Origin of the sequence: Rhodococcus sp. GXMU-t2271 (assembly GCF_041414735.1) — a bacterium.
Lineage (GTDB): Bacteria > Actinomycetota > Actinomycetes > Mycobacteriales > Mycobacteriaceae > Rhodococcus > Rhodococcus indonesiensis.
On the sequence record NZ_JAUIZP010000029.1, the window covers coordinates 138,908 to 160,476 of the forward strand.

Sequence of the window (21,569 nt, forward strand, 5' to 3'; positions counted from 1 at the left end):
CCGTGAGTCGACGCCGGGCCGTCGAGCGGTGCAACCGCGGCCTCGTCCGCGGTGGATCGCTGCTGCACCGACCCCTTTCCCGGTTGCGCTCGGGTGCGTCCCGCCGGCGCGACCGAGGGAGGGCGATGTGAGGCGTAGCGGAATACGGCAGGCGATGTCCCGGCAGTCGTCGCGGACGCCCCGAAGACGCCGCTTGTCCCGCACGGCGCGGCTGGTCCTCGGCATCGGCCTGGCCACCTCCCTGATCGCGGGCACGGCCGCGTCCGCCGGGGCGGTCCCACCCCCGCCGCCCAATCCGAGCGATGCCGATCTCGCGGCAGCCGGGGGTGCCGTCGCCGCCGGGCTGGACCAGGTGGGTGGGCTCATCCTCCGCATCGCCTCAGCCGACCAGCACCTCGCCGAACTCGAGAGCCAGGTTGCGATCAAGCGGGAGAACGTCAACCGCGCCCTGGTCGACCTGCAGTCCGCCCGCGACGCCGCCGACGCCGCCGCCCACGCGGTCACCCTGTCCCAGCAGGCGCTGAAGGACGCCGGCACCCGGATCCGGCAGGCCCAGCAGGATTTCGACGCCTTCGCGCGCGACAGCTACGTCCAGGGCACCAATGTCGCCTCGCTCGCCTCGTTCATCGGCTCCACCGGGCCCGACGACCTGCTCGACCGCGCCCAGATCATGCGCCTGCTCTCCGCGGGCCGTACCGCCGTCCTCGACGCGCTCGAACGGGCCCGCACCGAGCAGGCCAACCGGGACTCGCGAGCGCGCGCCAGCAAGCAGGAAGCGGACGCCGCGGCCGCGGCGGCGGAGGAACGCCGTGCCGCTGCCGAGGCCGCCATCAGCGAGGCGCGTACCGCGCTGGCCGCACAGACCGCAGAGAAGCAACGCATCGAACAGGACCGCGCACAGGCGCAGGCGGAACTCGACCGGGCCCGCGGCACCGTCACCGGACTCGAAGGTCAGCGCGCGCAGTACGCGGAGTGGGATCGGCAGCGGCAGGCCGAGGAGGCCGCGACGGCGGCGGCCGAGGCTGCCGCGCGGCAGGCGGCGGCCGATGCCGCCCGGCGCGTCGCCGCCGACGCCGACGCCAACGCCCGTGCTGCCGAATTGGCCAACGGGCAGCGGCCCCACACTCAGATCGACGGCTACGTGCGGCCCCAGCCCGCGGCCGCCGAATCCGGCGAGTCCGAGGTCGGATTCGAGTCGCCGCTGCCGCCGACCTCCGGCACGACCCGGCCGGGGCGCGCCACATCGGGGCAGGACGGAACGGACACCGACGGATCGGGCACCGACGGATCGGGCACCGACGGATCGGGCACCGACGGATCGGGCACGGACGGATCCGGTACGGACGGATCCGGTACGGACGGATCCGGTACGGACGGATCCGGTACCGACGGCTCGGGCACGGACGGATCGGGCACGGACGGATCGGGCACCGACGGATCGGGCGGCTCGACCGACGGCAGCGAGGACGCCGGCTCCGAGGACTCGACGATTCCCGACCGCGCCGACCCGGTGGAGGAGGAAGACACCACCACCACTCCGCCCACCCGCAGCCGGCCCCGGACCAGTCCCGAGCGGGGCTCGACCCTCACCGGCGCGGCCGCCGTCGAGACGGTGATCGATCGGGCGATGTCTCAGATCGGGGTGCCCTACGCGTGGGGCGGGGGCGACGAGAACGGCCCGACCCTCGGCATTCGCGACGGCGGCGTCGCGGACAGCTACGGCGACTACAACAAGGTCGGCTTCGACTGCTCCGGGCTGATGATCTACGCATTCGCCGGGATCGGGATCTCGCTTCCGCACTACACCGGCTACCAGTACACCGCCGGCGAGCAGGTGCCGTCGGCACAGATGCGCCGCGGCGACATGATCTTCTATGGCCCCAACGCCAGCCAGCACGTGGGCCTGTACCTGGGCGACGGGCAGATGATCGAAGCCCCGCAGTCGGGTTCGCACGTGAAGATCTCACCGGTACGCTGGGACGGCATGACCCCGTACGTGGTACGGATGGTCTCCTGACACGCTGTTCCGCCCGGCCGGAGGAGGACTCGTCCGACGCCGGTGCCCACGCGCACCGGCTCGGCGACGGCGCCGCCGTCCGCCACCTGGAATAGTGGTGTGGGTAGGTGACTTCCAGCAGCAACGAGGCGAAAGCGGTGGATTCTTGGTGACCTCACGCGAGGGTGGCACGTCGGGCACGGCAACGTCGGACGCGAAGACCGCCGTGGCCGCCCCGGCCGGGGAGACGGGCCGCACGTCGGACCAGGCACACGATGTGCGTCTGCTCGAACAGGCCATCTACGAGGTCAAGCGGGTGATCGTCGGTCAGGACCGGCTCGTCGAGCGGATGCTCGTCGGCGTCCTCGCCCGCGGCCACGTGCTGCTCGAGGGTGTCCCCGGCGTGGCGAAGACCCTCGCGGTCGAGACGTTCGCGAAGGTCGTCGGCGGATCGTTCTCCCGGGTGCAGTTCACCCCCGACCTCGTGCCGACCGACCTCGTCGGCACCCGCATCTACCGGCAGGGCCGCGAAGCATTCGACACCGAACTCGGACCCGTCGTGGCGAACTTCGTGCTCGCCGACGAGATCAACCGTGCCCCGGCCAAGGTGCAGTCCGCCCTGCTCGAAGTGATGGCCGAACGGCACGTCACGATCGGCGGCCGGACCTTCCCCATGCCGGACCCGTTCCTGGTGATGGCCACCCAGAACCCGATCGAGAACGAGGGCGTGTACCCGCTGCCGGAGGCGCAGCGCGACCGTTTCCTGTTCAAGGTCCTCGTCGACTACCCCACGGTCGAGGAGGAACGCGAGATCGTCTACCGCATGGGGGTGGCGGCACCCGAACCCAAGCAGATCCTCGACAGCGACGAGCTGATCCGCCTGCAGCAGGTCGCCAACCGCGTGTTCGTCCACCACGCCCTCGTCGACTACGTGGTGCGGGTCATCTTCGCCACCCGTTCTCCCGGCGAGATCGGCCTGACCGAGGTCGACGGCTGGATCGCCTACGGAGCGTCCCCGCGGGCGACTCTCGGCATCATCTCCGCCGCGCGTGCCCTGGCCCTGCTGCGCGGCCGCGACTACGTCGTGCCGCAGGACGTCGTCGACATCATCCCGGACGTGCTGCGGCACCGGCTGGTGCTGTCCTACGACGCCCTCGCCGACGACGTCTCGCCGGACCAGATCATCGCCCGCATCCTGCAGACCGTCGGCATGCCGCAGGTGGCCCCGCAGGCCGAACCACCCGTCCCCGCCCCGGCGCCGGTCGGGGTCGCGGCCGCGCCGGCGGCAGGGATGCCCGGGCCGGAGGCCGGTGCGGGGCAGCGGTGAGCCGACGCCCCCCGGTGACTCCGCCGACCTTCCGTTCCGGCGAGTTGCGTGACCCCGCCCTGACGGCGGCGCTGCGAACCCTCGAGCTGACGGTGCGGCGCCGCCTCGACGGGGTGCTGCATGGCGACCACCTCGGACTCATCCCGGGCCCCGGCTCCGAGCCCGGCGACGCCCGCGAGTACCAGCCCGGCGACGACGTGCGCCAGATGGACTGGTCCGTCACCGCTCGCACCACCCACCCGCACGTGCGGCAGACCGTCGCCGACCGCGAGCTCGAGACGTGGCTGGCGATCGATCTCTCGCCCAGTCTCGACTTCGGCACCGGGGTCTGCGAGAAGCGGGACCTCGCCGTGGCCGCCGCCGCCGCGGTCGGCTACCTCGCCGGCGGCGGCGGCAACCGGATCGGCGCGGTGGTCGGGACGGGGGTGCACACCCGCCGCGTGCCCGCCCGCGGCGGCCAGCTGCACACGCAGGCGATGCTCCGCTCGATCGCGACGACCCCGCACGCCCCCGACGGCACCCGCGGGGACCTGCGCGGCCTGATCGAGTCGCTGCGGCGCCCGCAGCGGCGCCGCGGCCTGGTCGTCGTCGTCAGCGACTTCCTCGGCCCCATCGACTGGGAACGGTCGCTGCGTGCCCTCTCCGGCCGGCACGACCTGCTCGCGGTGGAAGTCCTCGACCGTCGCGATCTCGAACTTCCCGACCTCGGCAACGTCGTGCTGCACGACCCCGAAACCGGGCGCACCCGCGAGTTCACCACCACCGAGCAGTTGCGCGCCGACTACGCGCGCGCCGCGACCGAACACCGCGACGCCGTCCGCCGGGCCGTCCGCAGCTGCGGCGCCCCTCTGTTGAGCCTGCGCACCGACCGCAACTGGATCGACGACGTCGTCCGGTTCGTCGCCGCGCGCCGCCACAGCTTCGGCGCGCCGGTGAAGGGGGCCCGGTGAGCATCTCCGACTTCACCGCGCCGTGGTGGCTGCTGTTCCTTCTCGTCGTCCTCGCCCTCGCCGCCGGCTACGTGGCGGTGCAACGCCGCCGCATGCGGCACACACTGCGGTTCACCAACTTCGAACTGCTTGAGAAGGTGGCGCCGCAGCGGCCCGGCCGCAGCCGGCACGTCCCGGTCGCGTTGCTCCTGGCCGGTCTCGCGTTGCTCACCGTCGCCGCGGCCGGGCCCACCGCCGAACAGCGGGTCCCGCGCAACCGCGCCACCGTCGTCCTGGTGATCGACGTGTCCCTGTCGATGCAGGCCACCGACGTCGAGCCGACCCGTCTGGCCGCCGCGCAGGCGGCCGCCAAGTCCTTCGCCGACGACCTCACGCCCGGCATCAATCTCGGCCTGGTGGCGTTCTCCGGCACCGCCTCGGTGCTCGTCTCGCCCACCACCAACCGGGCGGCCACCAAGACCGCGATCGACAACCTGCAGCTGAGCGAGCGCACCGCCACCGGGGAGGCGATCTTCACGGCCCTGCAGTCCGTCGACACCCTCGCCGCGGTGCTCGGCGGCGGCGACCAGGCACCCCCGGCCCGGATCGTGCTGCTCTCGGACGGCAAGCAGACCGTCCCGGAGAGCCCCGACGACCCGCGCGGCGGATTCACCGCGGCCCGGCAGGCCGCGGACAAGGACGTGCCCGTCTCGACGATCTCCTTCGGCACCGAGTACGGCACCGTCTCGATCGAGAACGAACGCATCCCGGTTCCGGTGGACGACCCGTCCCTCAAGGAGATCGCCAACCTCTCCGGGGGCACCTTCTTCACCGCATCGAACCTGCAGGAACTCGAGGACGCCTACAACACCCTCGAGGAACAGATCGGGTACGAGACCACCCGCGGTGACGCCAGCCGGCCCTGGCTGATCCTCGGCGTCCTCGCCGTCACCGGTGGGGTCGGGGCCGCCCTGCTGCTGCGTCAACGCCTGCCCTGACCTGCGCCGCAGCCGGTCCGCCCGCCGCTCCGGGCGCCTTGTTACCGACCCGTACCGCCACCAGATAGGGTTTGACCCCATGACTGACGCAAGCAGCCCCGCCGGATCGCCGCGCCCCGCGGCCACCCCCCGCTCGGTTCTCGTCACCGGCGGCAACCGTGGCATCGGCCTCGCCGTCGCCCGCCGCCTGCAGGCGGACGGCCACAAGGTTGCCGTCACCCACCGCGGCTCCGGCGCCCCGGAGGGACTGTTCGGCGTTCGCTGCGACGTCACCGACAGCGACTCCGTCGACGCCGCGTTCAAGGCAGTCGAAGAGCATCAGGGACCGGTCGAGGTTCTGGTCGCGAACGCCGGCATCACCGACGACACGCTGCTGATGCGGATGACGGAGGACCAGTTCACGAAGGTCGTCGACGCCAACCTCACCGGTGCGTTCCGGTGCGCGAAGCGCGCCAACCGCGCGATGCTGCGGGGGCGCTGGGGCCGGATGATCTTCCTCGGCTCGGTCGTCGGCATGGCCGGCCAGGCGGGACAGATCAACTACGCGTCCTCGAAGGCCGGTGTCATCGGCCTGGCCCGCTCGGTGACCCGTGAACTCGGCTCGCGATCGATCACGGCCAATGTCGTCGCGCCCGGCTTCATCGAGACGGACATGACCGCCGAACTCTCGGACGACGTCCGCGACACCGCGAAGAAGTTCATCCCGCTGCAGCGTCTCGGCAAGCCCGAGGACGTCGCCGCCGTCGTCAGCTTCCTGGCCTCCGACGACTCCGCGTACGTCTCCGGCGCGGTCATCCCCGTCGACGGCGGCCTCGGCATGGGCCACTGACCCCGGCACACACGCCACCACATCCGAAACTCACTGGAGGACCGACACACTCATGGGCGGACTGCTCGAGGGCAAGACCATTCTCGTCACCGGCATCATCACCGACGCCTCCATCGCCTTCCACACCGCGAAGGTCGCGCAGGAACAGGGCGCCAAGGTGATCATCACCGGCTTCGACCGGCTACGCCTGATCGACCGCATCGCGCAGCGCCTGCCGCAGCCGGTGCCGCCGGCCCTCGAACTCGACGTGCAGAACACCGAGCATCTCGACACCCTCGCCGACCGCGTCCGCGAACTCGCCCCCGACGGCCTCGACGGCGTGGTGCATTCCATCGGGTTCGCCCCCCGCTCCTGCCTGGGCAGCCCGTTCCTCGACGCGCCGTGGACCGACGTCGCCGTCGCCCTCGAGGTGTCCGCCTACTCCTATGCCGCCCTCGCCAAGGCACTGCTGCCCGCCCTCAACGACGGTGCGTCCCTGGTCGGCATGGACTTCGATCCGGCCCGGGCCGTGCCCTTCTACAACTGGATGGGCGTGTCCAAGGCCACCCTCGAGTCCGTCAACCGCTACGTCGCCAAGGAGGTCGGCGGCCGCGGCATCCGTTCCAACCTCGTCGCCGCCGGCCCGATCAAGACCCTCGCGGCCAAGGCCATCGCCGGCGACGCCACCGGTCCCGGGGCGGAGATGAACCGGCTCAACGAGGGCTGGTCCGCGGCGGCCCCGATCGGCTGGGACGTCGAGGATCCGACGCCCGTCGCCAAGACCGTGTGCACGGTCCTCTCGGACTGGCTGCCCGGCACCACCGGGTCGATCGTCTACGTCGACGGGGGCTTCCATTCCCAGGTCGGCTTCGGTGCCGGAGCCTAGGGTCGAGCCATGACCCCTACTCCCGAGCCGTACGACGCGCTGCTGGTGCTGTCGTTCGGCGGTCCGGAAGGCCCGGACGAAGTGCGGCCGTTCCTCGAGAACGTCACCCGCGGGCGCGGGGTGCCCCCCGAACGCCTCGACGAGGTCGCCGAGCACTACCTGCATTTCGGCGGTGTGTCGCCGATCAACGCCCTCAACCGCGACCTCATTGCGCGTCTCGAGAAGGACTTCGCCGCCGCCGGGCTGGACCTGCCGATCTACTTCGGCAACCGCAACTGGCACCCGATGATCGAGGACACCGTCGCGGCCATGCGCGGCGACGGGGTGCGCAACGCCCTGGTGTTCCCGACCTCGGCGTGGGGTGGCTATTCGGGGTGCCGGCAGTATCACGAGGACATCGCCCGGGCCCGCGCCGCCGTCGGCGACGACGCGCCCGCGCTGACCAAACTGCGGCACTTCTACGATCATCCGCTGTTCCTCGCCGCCGTCGCCGACGCCGTCGCCGCGGCCCGGGCCCAGCTGCCCGCCGACCGTCGCGACGCGGCCCGCCTGGTGTTCACCGCCCATTCGGTGCCCACCGCCGCCGACGCCACCGGTGGTCCCCCCGATCGGGGTGGACACCTCTACAGCCGGCAGGTCGACGAGGCCGCCCGCCTGATCGCCGCCGCCACCGGCACCCCCGACCACGACCTGGTGTGGCAGTCCCGGTCCGGGCCCCCTCAGGTGCCGTGGCTCGAGCCGGACATCGTCGACCACCTCGACGCTCTGCACGCCCGCGGCGTCGACGCGGTCGTCGTCGTGCCGGTCGGATTCGTCTCCGACCACCTCGAGGTCGTCTGGGACCTCGACACCGAGGCGCGCGACCGGGCCGCGGAGCTCGGCATGGCATTCGTCCGCGCCGCCACCGCCGGCACCGACCCGCGGTTCGTGCAGATGGTGCGCGAGCTGGTGCGCGAACGCCTCGACGGTGCCGCCCCGGTGCGGCGCGGCACCGAGCCGCTGCTGGGCGTCGGGTGCAACGGGGAGCTCTGCGCCCCCGAATGCTGCCGGCCTCCGGCACGGCCGCGCCGCTGACCGGGCGGGCCCGCCCCGCGGGCCCGGCGTCCGGGATCCGGCCGACACCGTCCACCGGCCGCGCCGGGCCGCCTCGCTGACCGTCGGGCGGCGCCGCTGCCCGGGGATGGACGTCACGCCCCGCCAGGGTCGTCACGGCCCCGTCAGGGGCGTCGCTGCCGGGTACCCGAGCCGGACCGGAGGGCGGTCGTGCCGATTTCGGGCTCGGCTGCCGCGACCCGGGAGAAGATGTCGGCATGACGACGGAGCCGGTCCTGCCCGGCACGGACGCAGGGAACCGTCAGGACAGGGGCGCTCAGCCGCCGGGAGCCGCTCACTGCCGCGGCACAGCGGCCGACCCCGCACCGCGACGAAAGGCCGCCCCGTGACCGCACCGCCCACCGCCGTCGACGACGCCGCCGTCACCCGCGTCGAGGTCTTTCTCGTCGCCACCGTCGCGACCGTGCTCGTCACCCGCGGCTACCTCGCCGCGACCGGCTATCCGCAGATCGGCGGCGGCACCTTGCACATCGCGCACGTGCTGTGGGGCGGGCTGCTCATGGCCGTCGCCCTCGTCGGCGTCCTGATCCGGCACGGCAGCCGGGTGCGGATGCGCGCCGCGCTGCTCGGCGGGATCGGCTTCGGGTTGTTCCTCGACGAGGTCGGCAAGTTCCTCACCACCGACGTCGACTACTTCTTCCGGCCCGCAGTGGCCGTGATGTACGTGGTGCTCGTCGCGTTCTACCTCGGTGCCCGCGTAGCGCTGGCGCGGCGCGGCCCGACCGACCGGCAGCGCCTCGCCGTCGGTCTCGAGGCGCTGACCGATCTCGTGCTCGGCCGGCTCGACGAGTTCGCGCGCCGCCGCGCGCTGGACGTCCTGGCGGGTGTCCGGGACCCGGCGCAGCGCGTACTGGCCGGCTCGATACGGGCCGGGCTGGCCGCCCCGGTCGCGGCGAGGACCGGATTCGACGGGCGCATTGCCGTGGTCCGGGACCGGGTCGAGCACCGGGTCACGGCCTGGGCGGCGACCGCCGCGGCCCGCCGGCTCGTGCTGGTGGTGTTCGCCGTGCACGCCGTCCACACCCTCGTCGGACTGGTGATCGTGCTGGCCGGGTCGGGGTGGGCGGCCGAGGACGCCGGCATCTCGGAGATCGGCGCCGAACTCTCCGGTGCCGTGAGCGCCGTGCTGATCGTGGCCGGGCTGTGGCAGTTCGCGCGGCGCCGCGATCTGCCCGCGCTGCGGTTGCTGTACGCCTCCGTGGTGGTGAACCTGCTCGTCACCCAGGTGTTCCTGTTCGACCTGCGCCAGTTCGGCGCGCTGGCCGGGTTCGCGGTGTCGTTGCTGTTGCTGATCGTGGTGCGGGTGGCGATCCGGACGGAGAAGGCCGTCGTCGTGCCGGGGGACGTTCCGGGCGGGGTGTCCGCGGCCGTGCGTCAGGCGTGATGGCCCGCCCGGACCGCGGCCGCCACCGCCCCGAGCCGGGCGGCGCGTACGGCCGCCCACAGCGGGCGCAGCGCCTGCTCTCGCGTGGCCTGCCCGGTGGCCGAGGCCGCGTCCGGTTCCGCGCCGCGGCCGGCGACGGTGAGGATCGCCGCGACCTGGTCGGCCGAGTCGAGGATGCGGGCGGCGCGCTCGGGCATCGAGTCCGGGTAGCGGTGCCGCGCATGTTCGGCGATCTCGGCCGCGATCTGCTCCCGGGGGTCGGCGGTGCGGCCGCCGGCGCCCACGGTCAGCACCCGGCCCACCCTCGTCGCGGCGTCCCGCACCGCCTCGCGCATGGCGAACTCGGCCTCCCCGAGGCCGGGCTCGGCGGGCGGTTCGGGCACCGCCGGGACCGCGAACAGGGTCCAGCGCAGCACGTCCGGGCCCTCCACCGAGGGGACGAAGCCGAGACCGGGTGTGCCGGGTGCGCCCGCGAGCACGGCTTCGCCGGCCGCGACCGCGGCGCGGGCCAGCGCGGTGCCCGGGGGCAGGCCGCGGACGTCGCCGGGGGCGGGCAGCACCAGCCGGATCCCGTCCGCGCCGGCCGGGTCGGCCCGGCGCAGCGCGGTGAGCAGCACGGCGGCGCCGTCGACGGGGGAGTGTTCGGGCACGCCGGAGAGGTCGCCGGCGGGCTCGTCGTGGGAGACCACCAGATGCATCGGCGCCCAGGCGTGCAGGGCGTCGAGGACGTCGTCCGGCGCGGCGTGCCCGGCCAGCCAGGAACCGGCCCACACCGTCAGGGTCTGACCGGGGGAACTCACGGCTTCCGAGCATAGGCGCCGTCCCGACGGCGGAGCATAGGCGCCGTCGCGACGGCGGGGCCACGACCGGTCGGCGTGCCCTCCCGCCGCGGCGGCCGCGGCGGCCCTAACGTTGCGCAGGTGAGTCCCGACATGTACGGCGGCGACATCTTCGCCGGCCATCCGCGCGCCCGTAGACCCGCAGTTCCCGAGGTGGCTGCCGAGAAGGACCTGGTGGTCGAGGACGCCGCGTCCGGGTGGTGCGGCGCGGTCGTCGGCTTCGAACGCACCTACGACGGCGACTTCGTCCGGCTCGAGGACGGCGCGCGGCGCACCCGGCTGTTCGCGCTGCGTCCGGCGGCGTTCCTCCTCGACGGGCGGCCGGTGACCCTGGTGCGGCCCACGGCGCGCCCCGCGACGGCCGGCCCGGCCCGGTCGGCGTCCGGGTCGACGAAGGTCGCCGGGCTGCGGGCGCGGGTCGCGCGCGGCAGCCGGATCTGGGTGGAGGGGGTGCACGACGCCGCCCTGGTCGAACGGGTGTGGGGGCACGATCTGCGCGTCGAGGGTGTCGTGGTCGAACAGCTCGAGGGCCTCGACAACCTCGGGGAGCGGCTCGCCGGGTTCGCCCCCGGTCCCGGGCGCCGCGTGGGGGTGCTCGCCGACCACCTCGTCACCGGTTCCAAGGAAGAGCGGCTGACGGCGAATCTCGGGCCGCACGTGCTCGTCACCGGGCATCCGTTCGTCGACGTGTGGCAGGCGGTGCGGCCGAAGGCGCTGGGCATCGAGGCATGGCCGACGATTCCGCGTGGGCAGGACTGGAAGACCGGGGTGTGCCAAGCGCTGGGGTGGGGCAGCCCGCAGGACGGGTGGCGGCGCGTCTATTCGGCGGTGTCGAGCTTCCGCGATCTCGAGGCACCGCTGATCGGGGCGGTCGAGCAGCTCGTCGATTTCGTCACCGAGCCCGCCGAGGACTGACCGCACGAGGCCCTGGCCTGGGGTTCCACCCGGGATGTCCGATTTGTGGTTGGATGGCGTCGTGTCGGCATTGATATGGCTGATCGCCGGGCTGGTGCTCGCCGCCGCGGAGGCGTTGACGGGCGATTTCGTCCTGCTGATGCTCGGCGCCGCCGCCCTGGCCACCGCGGGGGTATCCGCCGCGACGGACCTGCCGGTGTGGGCCGACGCGTTGGTGTTCGCGGTCTCGTCGCTCGTGCTGCTGGGCGGGGTGCGGCCGGTGCTGCGCCGCCGCTACGCGCTGCCACCGGCGAAGGCGACGAACGTGGACGCCCTGCCGGGCAAGCAGGCGCTGGTGCTCGAGGAGGTGGCTGCGCACTCCGGGCAGGTGAAGCTGGACGGGGAGGTGTGGACTGCGCGCCCGCTCGACGTCACCGAGGTGTACCCGCCCGGCACGACCGTGACCGTGATGCAGATCGACGGCGCGACGGCCGTCGTGTGGAAGGGGCCCTAGATGGAAGCGCTGATCGTGCTCGCCGTTGTCGTGGCGTTCGTCGCGCTGGTGGTCGTCAAATCGGTGGCGCTGGTGCCGCAGGCCGAGGCCGCGGTGATCGAGCGGCTGGGCCGGTACTACCGGACGGTGTCGGGTCAGCTGACGTTCCTGGTCCCGTTCGTGGACCGGATCCGCGCCAAGGTGGATCTGCGCGAGCGGGTGGTCTCGTTCCCGCCGCAACCGGTGATCACCCAGGACAACCTCACCCTGAGCATCGACACGGTCGTGTACTTCCAGGTGACGAACCCGCAGGCGGCGGTGTACGAGATCAGCAACTACATCGCGGCGGTGGAGCAGTTGACGGTGACCACGCTGCGCAACGTCGTCGGCGGCATGACCCTGGAGGAGACGCTCACCTCCCGGGACTCGATCAACGGCCAGCTGCGCGGGGTACTCGACGAGGCGACCGGCCGCTGGGGTCTGCGGGTGGCCCGGGTCGAGCTCAAGAGCATCGATCCGCCTCCGTCGATCCAGGAGTCGATGGAGAAGCAGATGAAGGCGGACCGGGAGAAGCGGGCGATGATCCTCACCGCCGAGGGGCACCGGGAGTCGGCGATCAAGACCGCCGAGGGTGACAAGCAGTCCCGGATCCTGTCGGCCGAAGGCGCCAAGCAGGCGGCCATCCTCGAGGCGGAGGCCGACCGCCAGTCGCGGATCCTGCGCGCTCAGGGTGACCGCGCCGCGAAGTACCTCGAGGCGCAGGGCCAGGCGAAGGCCATCGAGAAGGTGTTCGCGGCGATCAAGTCCGGCCGGCCCACCCCGGAGCTGCTCGCCTACCAGTACCTGCAGACATTGCCGCAGATGGCGCAGGGCGACGCGAACAAGGTGTGGATGGTGCCGAGCGATTTCGGAGACGCCCTCAAGGGCTTCGCCCGGCATCTCGGTGCGCCGGGCGAGGACGGGGTGTTCCGCTTCGAGCCGAGCCCGGTCGACGAGCGGCTCCCGCGACCGGAGGAGGACACCGACGAGGTGGCCGACTGGTTCTCCACCGCGCGGGATCCGGAGGTCGCGCAGGCCGTCGCCGCCGCCGAGGCCGTCGCCCGCAAACCGGTCGATCCGGCGGTGCACAACCCGACCGGCGCCGAGCGCCGGGGCGGTGAGCCCTCGTCGGCGGCGTTGCCGCCGTCGGAGCCGATCACGGGCGGATGGGTGCAGCCGCAGCCCGGGCAACGGCACGGCGAACCCCAGTGACCGGAACCCGGGGATCCGGGCCTCGGGACCCGGACCCGGGGACCGCAGGGACGCTCAGGTGAGCAGGCCCCGTCCCACCCCGCACACCGCGACCGCCCACAGCACGCTGGTGAAGGTGCCGATGATGAACTGCTCCGAGGCCTGGGGTTCGCGCAGTTCGGGATAGCGCGCGAGGCCCTTGACGGCGAGCACGACGGCGATGCCCTCCGGCCATCCGGACAGGATCGCGGCGGCGACCGCCGCTCGCTCCAGCAGGCCGATCACCCGTCCGCCGCGCAGCGGTCCGGGCGGCGATTCGGGTCCGGCCGGTGACGACGGGACCGGCCCCGCATCGGGTTGCCGACGGGCGATGCGGAACGAGGCCAGCACGGCGGGGGCGCCGCCGGTGACCGCCGCCGCGCTCGTGAGCACCAGGGTCGCGGCCAGGGCGACGCCACGGACCGCGGGGGTGGCGGTCGCGGCGAGCGCGGCACCGGCAAGTGCCGTCACGGCGAGTCCGGCGACGAGCCACACGGGTGTGCCGCGGCGCAGGCCCAGGGCCGGGGCCAGCGCGGCGACGGCGAGCAGAACCAGGGTGACGACGGTCAACGATCGGCCCTTTCCAGGAGACGGCGGGCGAGGTCGCGGCCGGCCGGTTCGGCCTGCCATCCGGCGGCGGCCAGACGCTGCGACACCGCCTGGGTGCTGATGCCGAGCCGCGCGGCGGCCTCGGCCTGGGTGAGCCCGCGGCGGACGAGTTCGACGGCCTCGTGTCCGGCATCGGACCGGCGGGTCACCAGCAGCGCCGTCAGGGTGAGGGCGGCGTCCGCGTCGGCGGCCGCGGCGGCGTCCGGTCCCTCCACCGCGACCCGGGCGGGCGCGTTCTTGGCGCGGTCGACGGCGCGGCGGGCATGTTCGAAGGCCGGTCCGCGGCCGGCGCGGGTCTGTGCCGGCAGGGGCTGTTCGACCGAGCCGACACCGATGCCGACGCTCCAGTGGCCGCGGCGGACGAGGTCGAGGGCGAGATCGACGACGACGGCCGGGTCGGCGGCGACGGCCTGCACCTCGTCGCCGGCGGTGCGTTCGAAGGGGCGGAGCAGCTCGGCGCCGCGCAGCTCGGTGAGCAGGTCCGCGACCCGGTCGACGTCCCGGCGGCTGCCGCGCTGGTCGACGGTCAACACGAACATTCATCAAGGATGGAGCCTTGAATGATAAAAATCAAGCTTCAGGACTTGATGACACGGTGACGGCACCGGGGCGGGGCGCCGGGAGGCGGGACTCGAGCCACAGGCCCGAGGCGCCGACGACGATGCACACCGCCGAGATCCCCAGGAGCACGGGGTGGGTGCGTCCCGTCAGGGCGTCGCCGAGCAGGACCACCCCTATCGTGCCCGGCAGAATGCCGGCCGCGGTGGCCAGCGTGTACGGGGCCACCCGCACCGACGAGATCCCACAGCAGTAGTTGACCACCGCGAACGGCAGAGGCGCGATCAGCCGCAGTGACCCCACCGCCAGCCAGCCTCGCCGCGCCAGTCGCTCGTCGACCGCCTGGACCGTGGGGTGACTCAGATGCGTCTCGACCACCCCGCGGCCGATCGCACGCACCAGCAGCAGTGCCAGCACGGCGCTGACGGTCGTGGCGGCGACGGTCACCGCGATACCCGTGACCGACCCGAACAGCACCCCGGCGCTGAGAGTGAAGACGGTGCGTGGGAACGGAGCCACCGTCACCACGGCGTGGATCAGGAAGAACAGCAGCGGAAGCAGGGGCCCGGCCGCCTCGGCCCAGGCGCGTACCTCGGCGACGGACGGGTGGGGCAGGAGCAGGGCGACGAGCGCGAGGACGGCCAGCACGGCCGCCGCGGCGAGAATCCGCCGGTCCCGCAGCATTCTCGTCACGAACGGTCACGATACCGGGCTCCCGGGCTTCTCGCGCTGGGGTGCGCGGCCGCCGGCGGCCGGGTGCGGGGTCCTTCGAGCCGGCGCCTCGGCGCCCGGTAGATTCCTTAGGCGACGACATTATCGATCGCTAGGGAAATTGTGGTGATCCCCACAATAGGGGCGGCGTGTATGCGGCTAGCATCACAACGGAATCAGTTTAAGGTTTCCACGGCCGTGTTCGGCGAGCCCGCCCGCTGCGTACGAGAGGACCTCACGTGTCATTAGCTTCAGAAGCCGAGGATGCCGCGCGCGCCTACGCGCAGTGGCAGGAGGCGGTGGCGGGGGTGCTGGCCAAGTCCCGCCGCGTCGACCCCGCGGAGCTCGGACCGGAGCCGCAGCGACTGCTCGAGACCACCACCTACGACGACGTCGCCGTCGCCCCCCTCTACGGGGTGCGCGACGAACGTCCCGAGGCGCCGCTGCCCGGCTCCTTCCCCTTCGTCCGCGGCGGTTCCGCAGCCCGGGACGTCAACACCGGATGGCTCGTCAGCGCCCGCTTCGGCGACACCCCGGGGGAGGTGAACGAACGCATCCTCGACGCCCTCGAGAACGGCGTCAGCGCCCTGTGGCTGCACGTCGGCGCGGACGGCATCGCGATCGCCGACCTGCCCGCCGCGCTCGACAAGGTCCTGCTCGACCTCGCGCCGCTCACCCTCGACGCCGGCGCCGACACCGCCGCGGCCGCCGGCGCCCTCTACGCGCTGCTCGATGCGCGCAGCGACGTCGCCGAGCGCGCCGCCGTGCGGCTGCACCTCGGTGCCGCCCCGCTGACCAGCGCCTTCTCGGGCCGCGCCGACGTCACCGTCGCCCAGGCCGTCGAGCTCGCCCACGCCGCCGCGGGGCGCGCCGAGACCGTGCGGGCCCTCACCGTCGACGGCACCGCATTCCACAATGCCGGGGCCGCCGACGCCGAGGAACTCGGTGCCGCCGTCGCCGCCGGACTCGAGTACCTGCGCGAGCTGACCGGCAGCCGCCAGTCCGCCGCCCGGGCGCTCGGCCAGATCGAGTTCCGGTTCGCCGCCACGGACGACCAGTTCCAGACCATCGCCAAATTCCGCGCCGGCCGGCAACTGTGGGCCCGCATCGCACAGGTGGTGGGTGCGGCCGACGCCGGTCACGCCCCCCAGCACGCCGTCACCTCGGCCGCGATGATGACCCAGCGCGACCCCTGGGTGAACATGCTGCGCACCACCCTCGCCGCGTTCGGCGCCGGCATCGGCGGTGCGGACGCGGTCACCGTGCTCCCGTTCGACGTGGCCCTGCCCGCCGGTGCGCTCGGGGTGTCGGAGGCCTTCTCCGCGCGCATCGCCCGCAACACCCAGCTGCTGCTGCTCGAGGAGTCCAACCTCGGCCGCGTCCTCGACCCGGCCGCCGGGTCCTGGTACGTCGAGGACCTGACGGCGCAGATCGCGGCCAAGGCGTGGGAGTTCTTCCAGCAGATCGAGGCGGCCGGCGGCTACCGTGCCGCCCTCGACGCCGGCCTGATCGCCGAGCGGATCGCCGCCACCCGCGCCCGCCGCGAATCCGACATCGCCCACCGCCGGACCGCGGTGACCGGCGTCAACGAGTTCCCGAATCTGGCCGAGGCGCCGCTGCCCGCGGAGACCGCCGACGCCGGCGCCACCGTCGCCCGGTACGCCGCCGCCTTCGAGGCGCTGCGCGACCGCTCCGACGTCCACCTCGCCGCGCACGGCGCCCGGCCCCGGGTGCTGCTCGCCCCGCTGGGACCGATCGCCGAGCACAACATCCGCACGACGTTCGCCGCGAACCTGCTCGCCTCCGGCGGCATCGAGACGGTCAACCCCGGCCCGCTGTCCGTCGACGACGACAGCATCGCCGCCGCCGTCCGCGACGCCGACGTCACCGTCGCCGTGGTGTGCGGCACCGACAAGCGCTACGGCGAACAGGCCGGCGCGGCGGTCACCGCCCTCCGCGACGCCGGCGTCGGCACCGTCCTGCTCGCCGGGCCGGAGAAGGCCGTGAGCGAGACCGGCGGCGCCGCGCGCCCGGACGGGTTCCTCACCGCCAAGATCGACGCGATCGCCGCGCTGACCGACCTGCTGAACACCCTGGGAGCGTAAGTGAGCATCGAACACAAGATCGGCAGTTTCGCCGACGTCCCGCTGACGGATCCGGCGGCGCCGGCCCCCGCCGCCCCCACCGAGGAGCAGGCCGCGGCGCTCGTCGACTCGGTCGCCACCGCCAACAACTACACGACCGAGCAGGTGGTGTGGTCCACGCCCGAGGGCATCGACGTCAAGCCGGTCTACACCAAGGCCGACCGCGACCGGATCGTCGCCGAGGGCTACCCGCTGGGCAGCTACCCGGGCGTCGAGCCGTTCGTCCGCGGCCCGTACCCGACGATGTACGTCAACCAGCCGTGGACCATCCGCCAGTACGCCGGGTTCTCCACCGCCGCCGAGTCCAACGCCTTCTACCGCCGCAACCTCGCGGCCGGGCAGAAGGGCCTGTCGGTGGCGTTCGACCTCGCCACCCACCGCGGCTACGACTCGGACCATCCCCGCGTGCAGGGCGACGTCGGCATGGCCGGCGTCGCGATCGACTCGATCCTCGACATGCGGCAGCTGTTCGACGGCATCGACCTGTCGCAGGTGTCGGTGTCGATGACCATGAACGGCGCGGTGCTGCCGATCCTGGCGCTGTACGTCGTCGCCGCCGAGGAGCAGGGCGTCAAGCCCGAGCAGCTGGCCGGGACCATTCAGAACGACATTCTGAAGGAGTTCATGGTCCGCAACACCTACATCTATCCGCCCAAGCCGTCGATGCGGATCATCTCCGACATCTTCGCCTACACCAGCGCGAACATGCCGCGCTTCAACTCCATCTCGATCTCCGGCTACCACATCCAGGAGGCCGGTGCGACCGCCGACCTCGAGCTGGCCTACACCCTCGCCGACGGCGTCGAGTACATCCGCGCCGGCCTCGACGCGGGCATGGAGATCGACAAGTTCGCCCCGCGCCTGTCCTTCTTCTGGGCCATCGGGATGAACTTTTACATGGAGATCGCCAAGATGCGAGCCGGCCGCCTGCTGTGGGCCGAGCTCGTCGAGAAGTTCCACCCCAAGTCGGCCAAGTCCAAGTCGCTGCGCACCCACTCGCAGACCTCCGGCTGGTCGCTCACCGCGCAGGACGTGTTCAACAACGTCGCCCGCACCTGCATCGAGGCCATGGCCGCGACCCAGGGCCACACCCAGTCGCTGCACACCAACGCCCTCGACGAGGCGCTCGCGCTGCCGACCGACTTCTCCGCCCGCATCGCCCGCAACACCCAGCTGCTGCTGCAGCAGGAGTCGGGCACCACCCGGCCGATCGACCCGTGGGGCGGCTCGTACTACCTCGAATGGCTCACCCACGAGCTCGCCAACCGCGCGCGCAAGCACATCGCGGAGGTCGAGGAGGCCGGCGGCATGGCGCAGGCCATCTCCGAGGGCATCCCGAAGCTGCGCATCGAGGAGGCCGCGGCCCGCACCCAGGCCCGCATCGACTCCGGCCGCCAGCCGGTGATCGGCGTCAACAAGTACCAGGTCGCCGAGGACCACGAGATCGAGGTCCTCAAGGTCGAGAACTCCCGCGTGCGGGCCGAGCAGCTCGCCAAGCTCGAGCAGCTGCGTGCCGATCGCGACCCCGAGGCCGTGCAGGCCGCGCTGGACGCCCTGACCCGCGCCGCCGGCGCGACCGACGCCGGGCCGGACACGAACCTGCTGGCCCTGGCCATCGACGCGGCCCGCGCCAAGGCCACCGTCGGCGAGATCTCCGACGCCCTCGAGAAGGTCTACGGCCGCCACCAGGCCGAGATCCGCACCATCAGCGGGGTCTACCGGGACGAGGCCGGAAAGGCGGTCAACATCAGCACGGCAACCGAACTCGTCGAGAAGTTCGCCGAGGAAGAGGGCCGCCGGCCGCGCATCCTCGTCGCGAAGATGGGCCAGGACGGGCACGACCGTGGGCAGAAGGTGATCGCCACCGCCTTCGCCGACCTCGGCTTCGACGTCGACGTGGGACCGCTGTTCCAGACCCCCGAGGAGGTCGCCAACCAGGCGGCCGACAACGACGTGCACGTCATCGGCGTGTCGTCGTTGGCCGCGGGACACCTGACCCTGGTGCCCGCGCTGCGGGAGGCCCTCGCGGAGGTGGGCCGCCCGGACATCATGATCGTCGTCGGCGGGGTCATCCCGCCCGGCGACTTCGACGAGCTGTACCAGGCCGGTGCCGCCGCGATCTTCCCGCCGGGCACCGTCATCGCGGACGCCGCGGTGGGGCTGCTGCACAAGCTCGCCGACCAGCTCGGCCACGATCTGGGGGCCTGACCCGCAATGGGCAGCACCCCGGTCGACAGTCACACCCGCCGGCCCGCGGTCGACGTCGACGCCCTCGCCGAGGCCGTCCTCGCCAACCGGCGGGCCGGGCTGGCGAAGGCGATCACCCTCGTCGAGTCCACCCGGGACGACCATCGGGAACAGGCGCAGCAGCTGCTGCTGCGCCTGCTGCCGAAGGCGGGCGGCGCGATGCGCGTCGGCATCACCGGCGTTCCCGGCGTCGGCAAGTCCACCTTCATCGATGCGCTGGGCATGTACCTGCTCGGCAAGGGGCACCGGGTGGCGGTGCTCGCGGTGGATCCGTCGTCGACCCGCACCGGCGGCTCCATCCTCGGTGACAAGACCCGCATGGCGCGGCTGTCGGTGCAGCGCGACGCCTACATCCGGCCGTCCCCGACGGCCGGCACCCTCGGGGGCGTGGCCAAGGCCACCCGCGAGACGATGGTGCTGCTCGAGGCCGCCGGGTTCGATGTGATCCTCGTCGAGACCGTCGGGGTCGGGCAGTCCGAGGTGACCGTCGCGAACATGGTGGACTGCTTCACCTTCCTGACGCTCGCCCGCACCGGTGACCAGCTGCAGGGCATCAAGAAGGGCGTGCTCGAACTCGCCGACCTGGTCGCCGTGAACAAGGCCGACGGCCCGTTCGAACGCGACGCGCGGGTCGCGGCGCGGGAGCTGGCCGGGGCCCTGCGGCTCGTGCATCCGCACGACGCGGTGTGGAAGCCGCCGGTGATCACCATGAGCGGCCTCGAGGGCGCCGGCCTGGACACGTTCTGGGACAAAGTCCTCGAGCACCGCCGGGTCCTCACCGAGGCGGGCCTGTTCGAGGAGAACCGGCGCCGCCAGCTGGTGGACTGGACCTGGACGATGGTGCACGACCAGCTGCTGCGCCGGCTCGAGACCAACCCCCGGGTGCGTGCGCTGCGTGGCGACGTCGAACGCTCTGTGCGCGACGGTTCGCTCACCGCAGCGTTGGCCGCCCAGCAGATCCTCGACGCGTTCGACGCCGCACCCTAGCCACCGAGGCCCTGGACCACCCAGGCCGCCGGATCGCCACCCCAGGCGCGGGCCGGGAACGGATAGTCCGGGTACTCGGCGAGCGCGGGCCGGGCCGTGGTCACCGCCGCGTGCGTGGCCACGGTCCGCGGCCCGGGACGTGCCGGTACCGGCGGCGGGTGCGGGTCGCGGCCGGGTGCCTGCAGCAGCCACGCCGCGGTGCGGGCCAGCGCGACCGCCACGTCGCGGCCCCGCCCGTCCCGGTGCCGCGCGGCCAGCGCATCGAGCACCGCGGCCGCCAGCAGGTAACCGCTCGCGTGGTCGAGCGCCTGCACCGGCAGCGCGCCGGGCGCGTCGCAGTCGCCCTCGGCCACCGCGATCCCGGACGCGGCCTGCACGATCGAGTCGAAGCCGCGGCGGTCCGCCCACGGCCCGGACCATCCCCACGCGCACACCCGGCCGTGCACGAGACCGGGCCGGATCGTGCCGGGCGCCCCGATCAGGGCGTCCAGCGCCCCGGGCCGGTAGCCGGTGAGCAGCACGTCGGCGTCGGCGAGCAGGCGGCGCCACGTCTCCCGGCCGGGACGAGCGTGCAGGTCCAGCAGCGCCGTGCGCTTGCCCTGCCCGTTCTCGGCGTGCTGCCAGGGGATCTCGGGGAGAGCGGGCGGATCGATGCGCAGCACCTCCGCTCCCAGCAGGCCCAGCGCGCGGGCGGCGACGGGCCCGGCGATCACCCGGGTCAGGTCCAGCACCCGGAGCCCGGCCAGGGGCCGCGCCGGGTCGTCGCCCGCGACGGTCCGGTCGGCGGTGTCGTCCCGCGCGAGAATCCGTACCAGCGGGCCCGCCGCCGCGGCCCGGCCCTGCGGGCTCGTGGCCCACTCGTGTTCGGTGCGCACCCGCACCGCGATCGCGTCGTGCCCGGCGGCTGCGTCCTCGACCGCCGTCGCCGGCAGCTGCCGCAGCCGGGCGGCGCAGCCGGCCCGGTCGGTGTCGTCGGGCAGTTCGAGGGCGCGGAGCAGGCGCGCCCGGTGATGCGGATAGTTCGCGTGGGTGCGCACCCACCCGTCGGCGGCGGGGAAGAACCCGGACAGCGCCGCGAACCCCGGCACGGGCCGGCCGGCCATGCGCAGCATCCGGTCCCCGGCGAACGACGCGGCGATCCGCTCCGGGTCGAGCCGCGCCCCCTGCGGAGCGAGTCCGTGGGTGTGGCGGTAGCGGTCGGCGGCCGCCGCGAATGCCGCCACCGCGCCCGTGGCGAGGTCGGCCACCGGCAGCCGGGCGGGGAGGAACCGCCCGGCCGGGGCGCAGTGGATGCCGGGCGCCGGCTCCACCGGGACATCGAGGCCGGCGGCGGCGAGGGCGGCGCCGTAGGTGTCGAGCAGGGCGAGGGGGCGCATC

19 protein-coding genes are annotated in these 21,569 nt (G+C 73.2%); 14 read left to right on the forward strand and 5 right to left on the reverse strand.

What is annotated here, in order from left to right:
* The first annotated feature begins 154 nt into the window (after nucleotides 1-154).
* From QYS60_RS11795 to QYS60_RS11830, 8 genes are all read left to right on the forward strand, one after another.
* Nucleotides 155-2,017 carry an NlpC/P60 family protein gene (locus QYS60_RS11795; protein ID WP_371383305.1) on the forward strand — a complete coding sequence of 621 codons (1,863 nt, stop codon included), beginning with the start codon at nucleotides 155-157 and terminating at the stop codon, nucleotides 2,015-2,017.
* A 148-nt stretch (nucleotides 2,018-2,165) separates the two neighbouring features.
* Complete coding sequence (locus QYS60_RS11800; protein WP_003939505.1) at nucleotides 2,166-3,323, forward strand: MoxR family ATPase; 1,158 nt, start codon at nucleotides 2,166-2,168, stop codon at nucleotides 3,321-3,323.
* Nucleotides 3,320-4,273: a DUF58 domain-containing protein gene (locus tag QYS60_RS11805; protein ID WP_371383237.1), complete on the forward strand. Its 954-nt coding sequence runs from the start codon at nucleotides 3,320-3,322 to the stop codon at nucleotides 4,271-4,273. Before QYS60_RS11800 ends, QYS60_RS11805 begins: the two co-directional genes overlap by 4 nt.
* Nucleotides 4,270-5,250: a VWA domain-containing protein gene (locus QYS60_RS11810; protein ID WP_371383238.1), complete on the forward strand. Its 981-nt coding sequence runs from the start codon at nucleotides 4,270-4,272 to the stop codon at nucleotides 5,248-5,250. Before QYS60_RS11805 ends, QYS60_RS11810 begins: the two co-directional genes overlap by 4 nt.
* Nucleotides 5,251-5,329: 79 nt before the next feature.
* The gene (gene fabG1, locus QYS60_RS11815; RefSeq protein WP_003939508.1) at nucleotides 5,330-6,079 is read left to right on the forward strand and encodes a 3-oxoacyl-ACP reductase FabG1; all 750 of its coding nucleotides are present in this window, start codon (nucleotides 5,330-5,332) and stop codon (nucleotides 6,077-6,079) included.
* A 52-nt stretch (nucleotides 6,080-6,131) separates the two neighbouring features.
* On the forward strand, nucleotides 6,132-6,944 hold the full coding sequence (inhA, locus tag QYS60_RS11820; RefSeq protein ID WP_003939509.1) for an NADH-dependent enoyl-ACP reductase InhA: 813 nt from the start codon (nucleotides 6,132-6,134) through the stop codon (nucleotides 6,942-6,944).
* Between the two features lie 9 nt (nucleotides 6,945-6,953).
* Complete coding sequence (locus QYS60_RS11825; RefSeq protein WP_371383239.1) at nucleotides 6,954-8,018, forward strand: ferrochelatase; 1,065 nt, start codon at nucleotides 6,954-6,956, stop codon at nucleotides 8,016-8,018.
* A gap of 364 nt (nucleotides 8,019-8,382) precedes the next feature.
* The gene (locus QYS60_RS11830) at nucleotides 8,383-9,441 is read left to right on the forward strand and encodes a hypothetical protein (RefSeq protein ID WP_371383240.1); all 1,059 of its coding nucleotides are present in this window, start codon (nucleotides 8,383-8,385) and stop codon (nucleotides 9,439-9,441) included.
* Here QYS60_RS11830 and QYS60_RS11835 read toward each other — a convergent pair.
* Nucleotides 9,432-10,241: a hypothetical protein gene (locus QYS60_RS11835; RefSeq protein ID WP_371383241.1), complete on the reverse strand. Its 810-nt coding sequence runs from the start codon at nucleotides 10,239-10,241 to the stop codon at nucleotides 9,432-9,434. The genes QYS60_RS11830 and QYS60_RS11835 overlap by 10 nt on opposite strands.
* 132 nt (nucleotides 10,242-10,373) lie before the next feature.
* Between QYS60_RS11835 and QYS60_RS11840 the strand changes: the two genes are divergently transcribed.
* From QYS60_RS11840 to QYS60_RS11850, 3 genes are all read left to right on the forward strand, one after another.
* Nucleotides 10,374-11,195, forward strand: a complete 822-nt coding sequence (locus QYS60_RS11840) for a DUF3097 domain-containing protein (RefSeq protein WP_289379129.1) — start codon at nucleotides 10,374-10,376, stop codon at nucleotides 11,193-11,195.
* A gap of 61 nt (nucleotides 11,196-11,256) precedes the next feature.
* Complete coding sequence (locus QYS60_RS11845) at nucleotides 11,257-11,688, forward strand: NfeD family protein (protein WP_003934930.1); 432 nt, start codon at nucleotides 11,257-11,259, stop codon at nucleotides 11,686-11,688.
* Nucleotides 11,689-12,918: an SPFH domain-containing protein gene (locus QYS60_RS11850; protein WP_003934929.1), complete on the forward strand. Its 1,230-nt coding sequence runs from the start codon at nucleotides 11,689-11,691 to the stop codon at nucleotides 12,916-12,918.
* Nucleotides 12,919-12,972: 54 nt separating this feature from the next.
* Here QYS60_RS11850 and QYS60_RS11855 read toward each other — a convergent pair whose 3' ends face one another.
* The 3 genes from QYS60_RS11855 to QYS60_RS11865 are packed head-to-tail and all read right to left on the reverse strand — an operon-like array spanning nucleotide 12,973 to nucleotide 14,796.
* Nucleotides 12,973-13,506, reverse strand: a complete 534-nt coding sequence (locus tag QYS60_RS11855; protein ID WP_371383242.1) for a hypothetical protein — start codon at nucleotides 13,504-13,506, stop codon at nucleotides 12,973-12,975.
* Nucleotides 13,503-14,084 (reverse strand): hypothetical protein, encoded by a 582-nt coding sequence (locus QYS60_RS11860; protein WP_371383243.1) that lies wholly within the window; start codon nucleotides 14,082-14,084, stop codon nucleotides 13,503-13,505. The genes QYS60_RS11855 and QYS60_RS11860 overlap by 4 nt, the downstream gene beginning before the upstream one ends.
* Before the next feature lie 31 nt (nucleotides 14,085-14,115).
* Nucleotides 14,116-14,796, reverse strand: coding sequence for a TVP38/TMEM64 family protein (locus tag QYS60_RS11865; protein ID WP_371383244.1), 681 nt, complete (start codon nucleotides 14,794-14,796; stop codon nucleotides 14,116-14,118).
* Nucleotides 14,797-15,053: 257 nt separating this feature from the next.
* On the opposite strand from QYS60_RS11865, the gene mutA reads away from it, so the two are divergent.
* Genes mutA through meaB form a run of 3 tightly spaced genes read left to right on the forward strand, consistent with a single transcriptional unit; the run spans nucleotide 15,054 to nucleotide 20,192 of the window.
* The gene (mutA, locus tag QYS60_RS11870; RefSeq protein ID WP_040781258.1) at nucleotides 15,054-16,919 is read left to right on the forward strand and encodes a methylmalonyl-CoA mutase small subunit; all 1,866 of its coding nucleotides are present in this window, start codon (nucleotides 15,054-15,056) and stop codon (nucleotides 16,917-16,919) included.
* The gene (scpA, locus tag QYS60_RS11875; RefSeq protein WP_371383245.1) at nucleotides 16,920-19,166 is read left to right on the forward strand and encodes a methylmalonyl-CoA mutase; all 2,247 of its coding nucleotides are present in this window, start codon (nucleotides 16,920-16,922) and stop codon (nucleotides 19,164-19,166) included.
* A 6-nt stretch (nucleotides 19,167-19,172) separates the two neighbouring features.
* Nucleotides 19,173-20,192: a methylmalonyl Co-A mutase-associated GTPase MeaB gene (gene meaB, locus QYS60_RS11880; RefSeq protein WP_371383246.1), complete on the forward strand. Its 1,020-nt coding sequence runs from the start codon at nucleotides 19,173-19,175 to the stop codon at nucleotides 20,190-20,192.
* Here the strand turns inward: meaB and QYS60_RS11885 are convergent.
* The gene (locus QYS60_RS11885) at nucleotides 20,189-21,568 is read right to left on the reverse strand and encodes a CoA transferase (RefSeq protein ID WP_371383247.1); all 1,380 of its coding nucleotides are present in this window, start codon (nucleotides 21,566-21,568) and stop codon (nucleotides 20,189-20,191) included. The two genes, meaB and QYS60_RS11885, sit on opposite strands and share 4 nt — an antisense overlap.
* Nucleotide 21,569: the final 1 nt, after the last annotated feature.

Bases quoted from the DNA above. Each gene is read 5' to 3' on its own strand.
- QYS60_RS11840 (WP_289379129.1), top strand. From the start codon at position 10,374: ATGTACGGCGGCGACATCTTCGCCGGCCATCCGCGCGCCCGTAGACCC.
- inhA (WP_003939509.1), top strand. From the start codon at position 6,132: ATGGGCGGACTGCTCGAGGGCAAGACCATTCTCGTCACCGGCATCATC.
- QYS60_RS11795 (WP_371383305.1), top strand. From the start codon at position 155: ATGTCCCGGCAGTCGTCGCGGACGCCCCGAAGACGCCGCTTGTCCCGC.
- fabG1 (WP_003939508.1), top strand. From the start codon at position 5,330: ATGACTGACGCAAGCAGCCCCGCCGGATCGCCGCGCCCCGCGGCCACC.
- QYS60_RS11850 (WP_003934929.1), top strand. From the start codon at position 11,689: ATGGAAGCGCTGATCGTGCTCGCCGTTGTCGTGGCGTTCGTCGCGCTG.
- QYS60_RS11860 (WP_371383243.1), bottom strand. From the start codon at position 14,084: ATGTTCGTGTTGACCGTCGACCAGCGCGGCAGCCGCCGGGACGTCGAC.
- QYS60_RS11825 (WP_371383239.1), top strand. From the start codon at position 6,954: ATGACCCCTACTCCCGAGCCGTACGACGCGCTGCTGGTGCTGTCGTTC.
- QYS60_RS11885 (WP_371383247.1), bottom strand. From the start codon at position 21,568: ATGCGCCCCCTCGCCCTGCTCGACACCTACGGCGCCGCCCTCGCCGCC.
- meaB (WP_371383246.1), top strand. From the start codon at position 19,173: ATGGGCAGCACCCCGGTCGACAGTCACACCCGCCGGCCCGCGGTCGAC.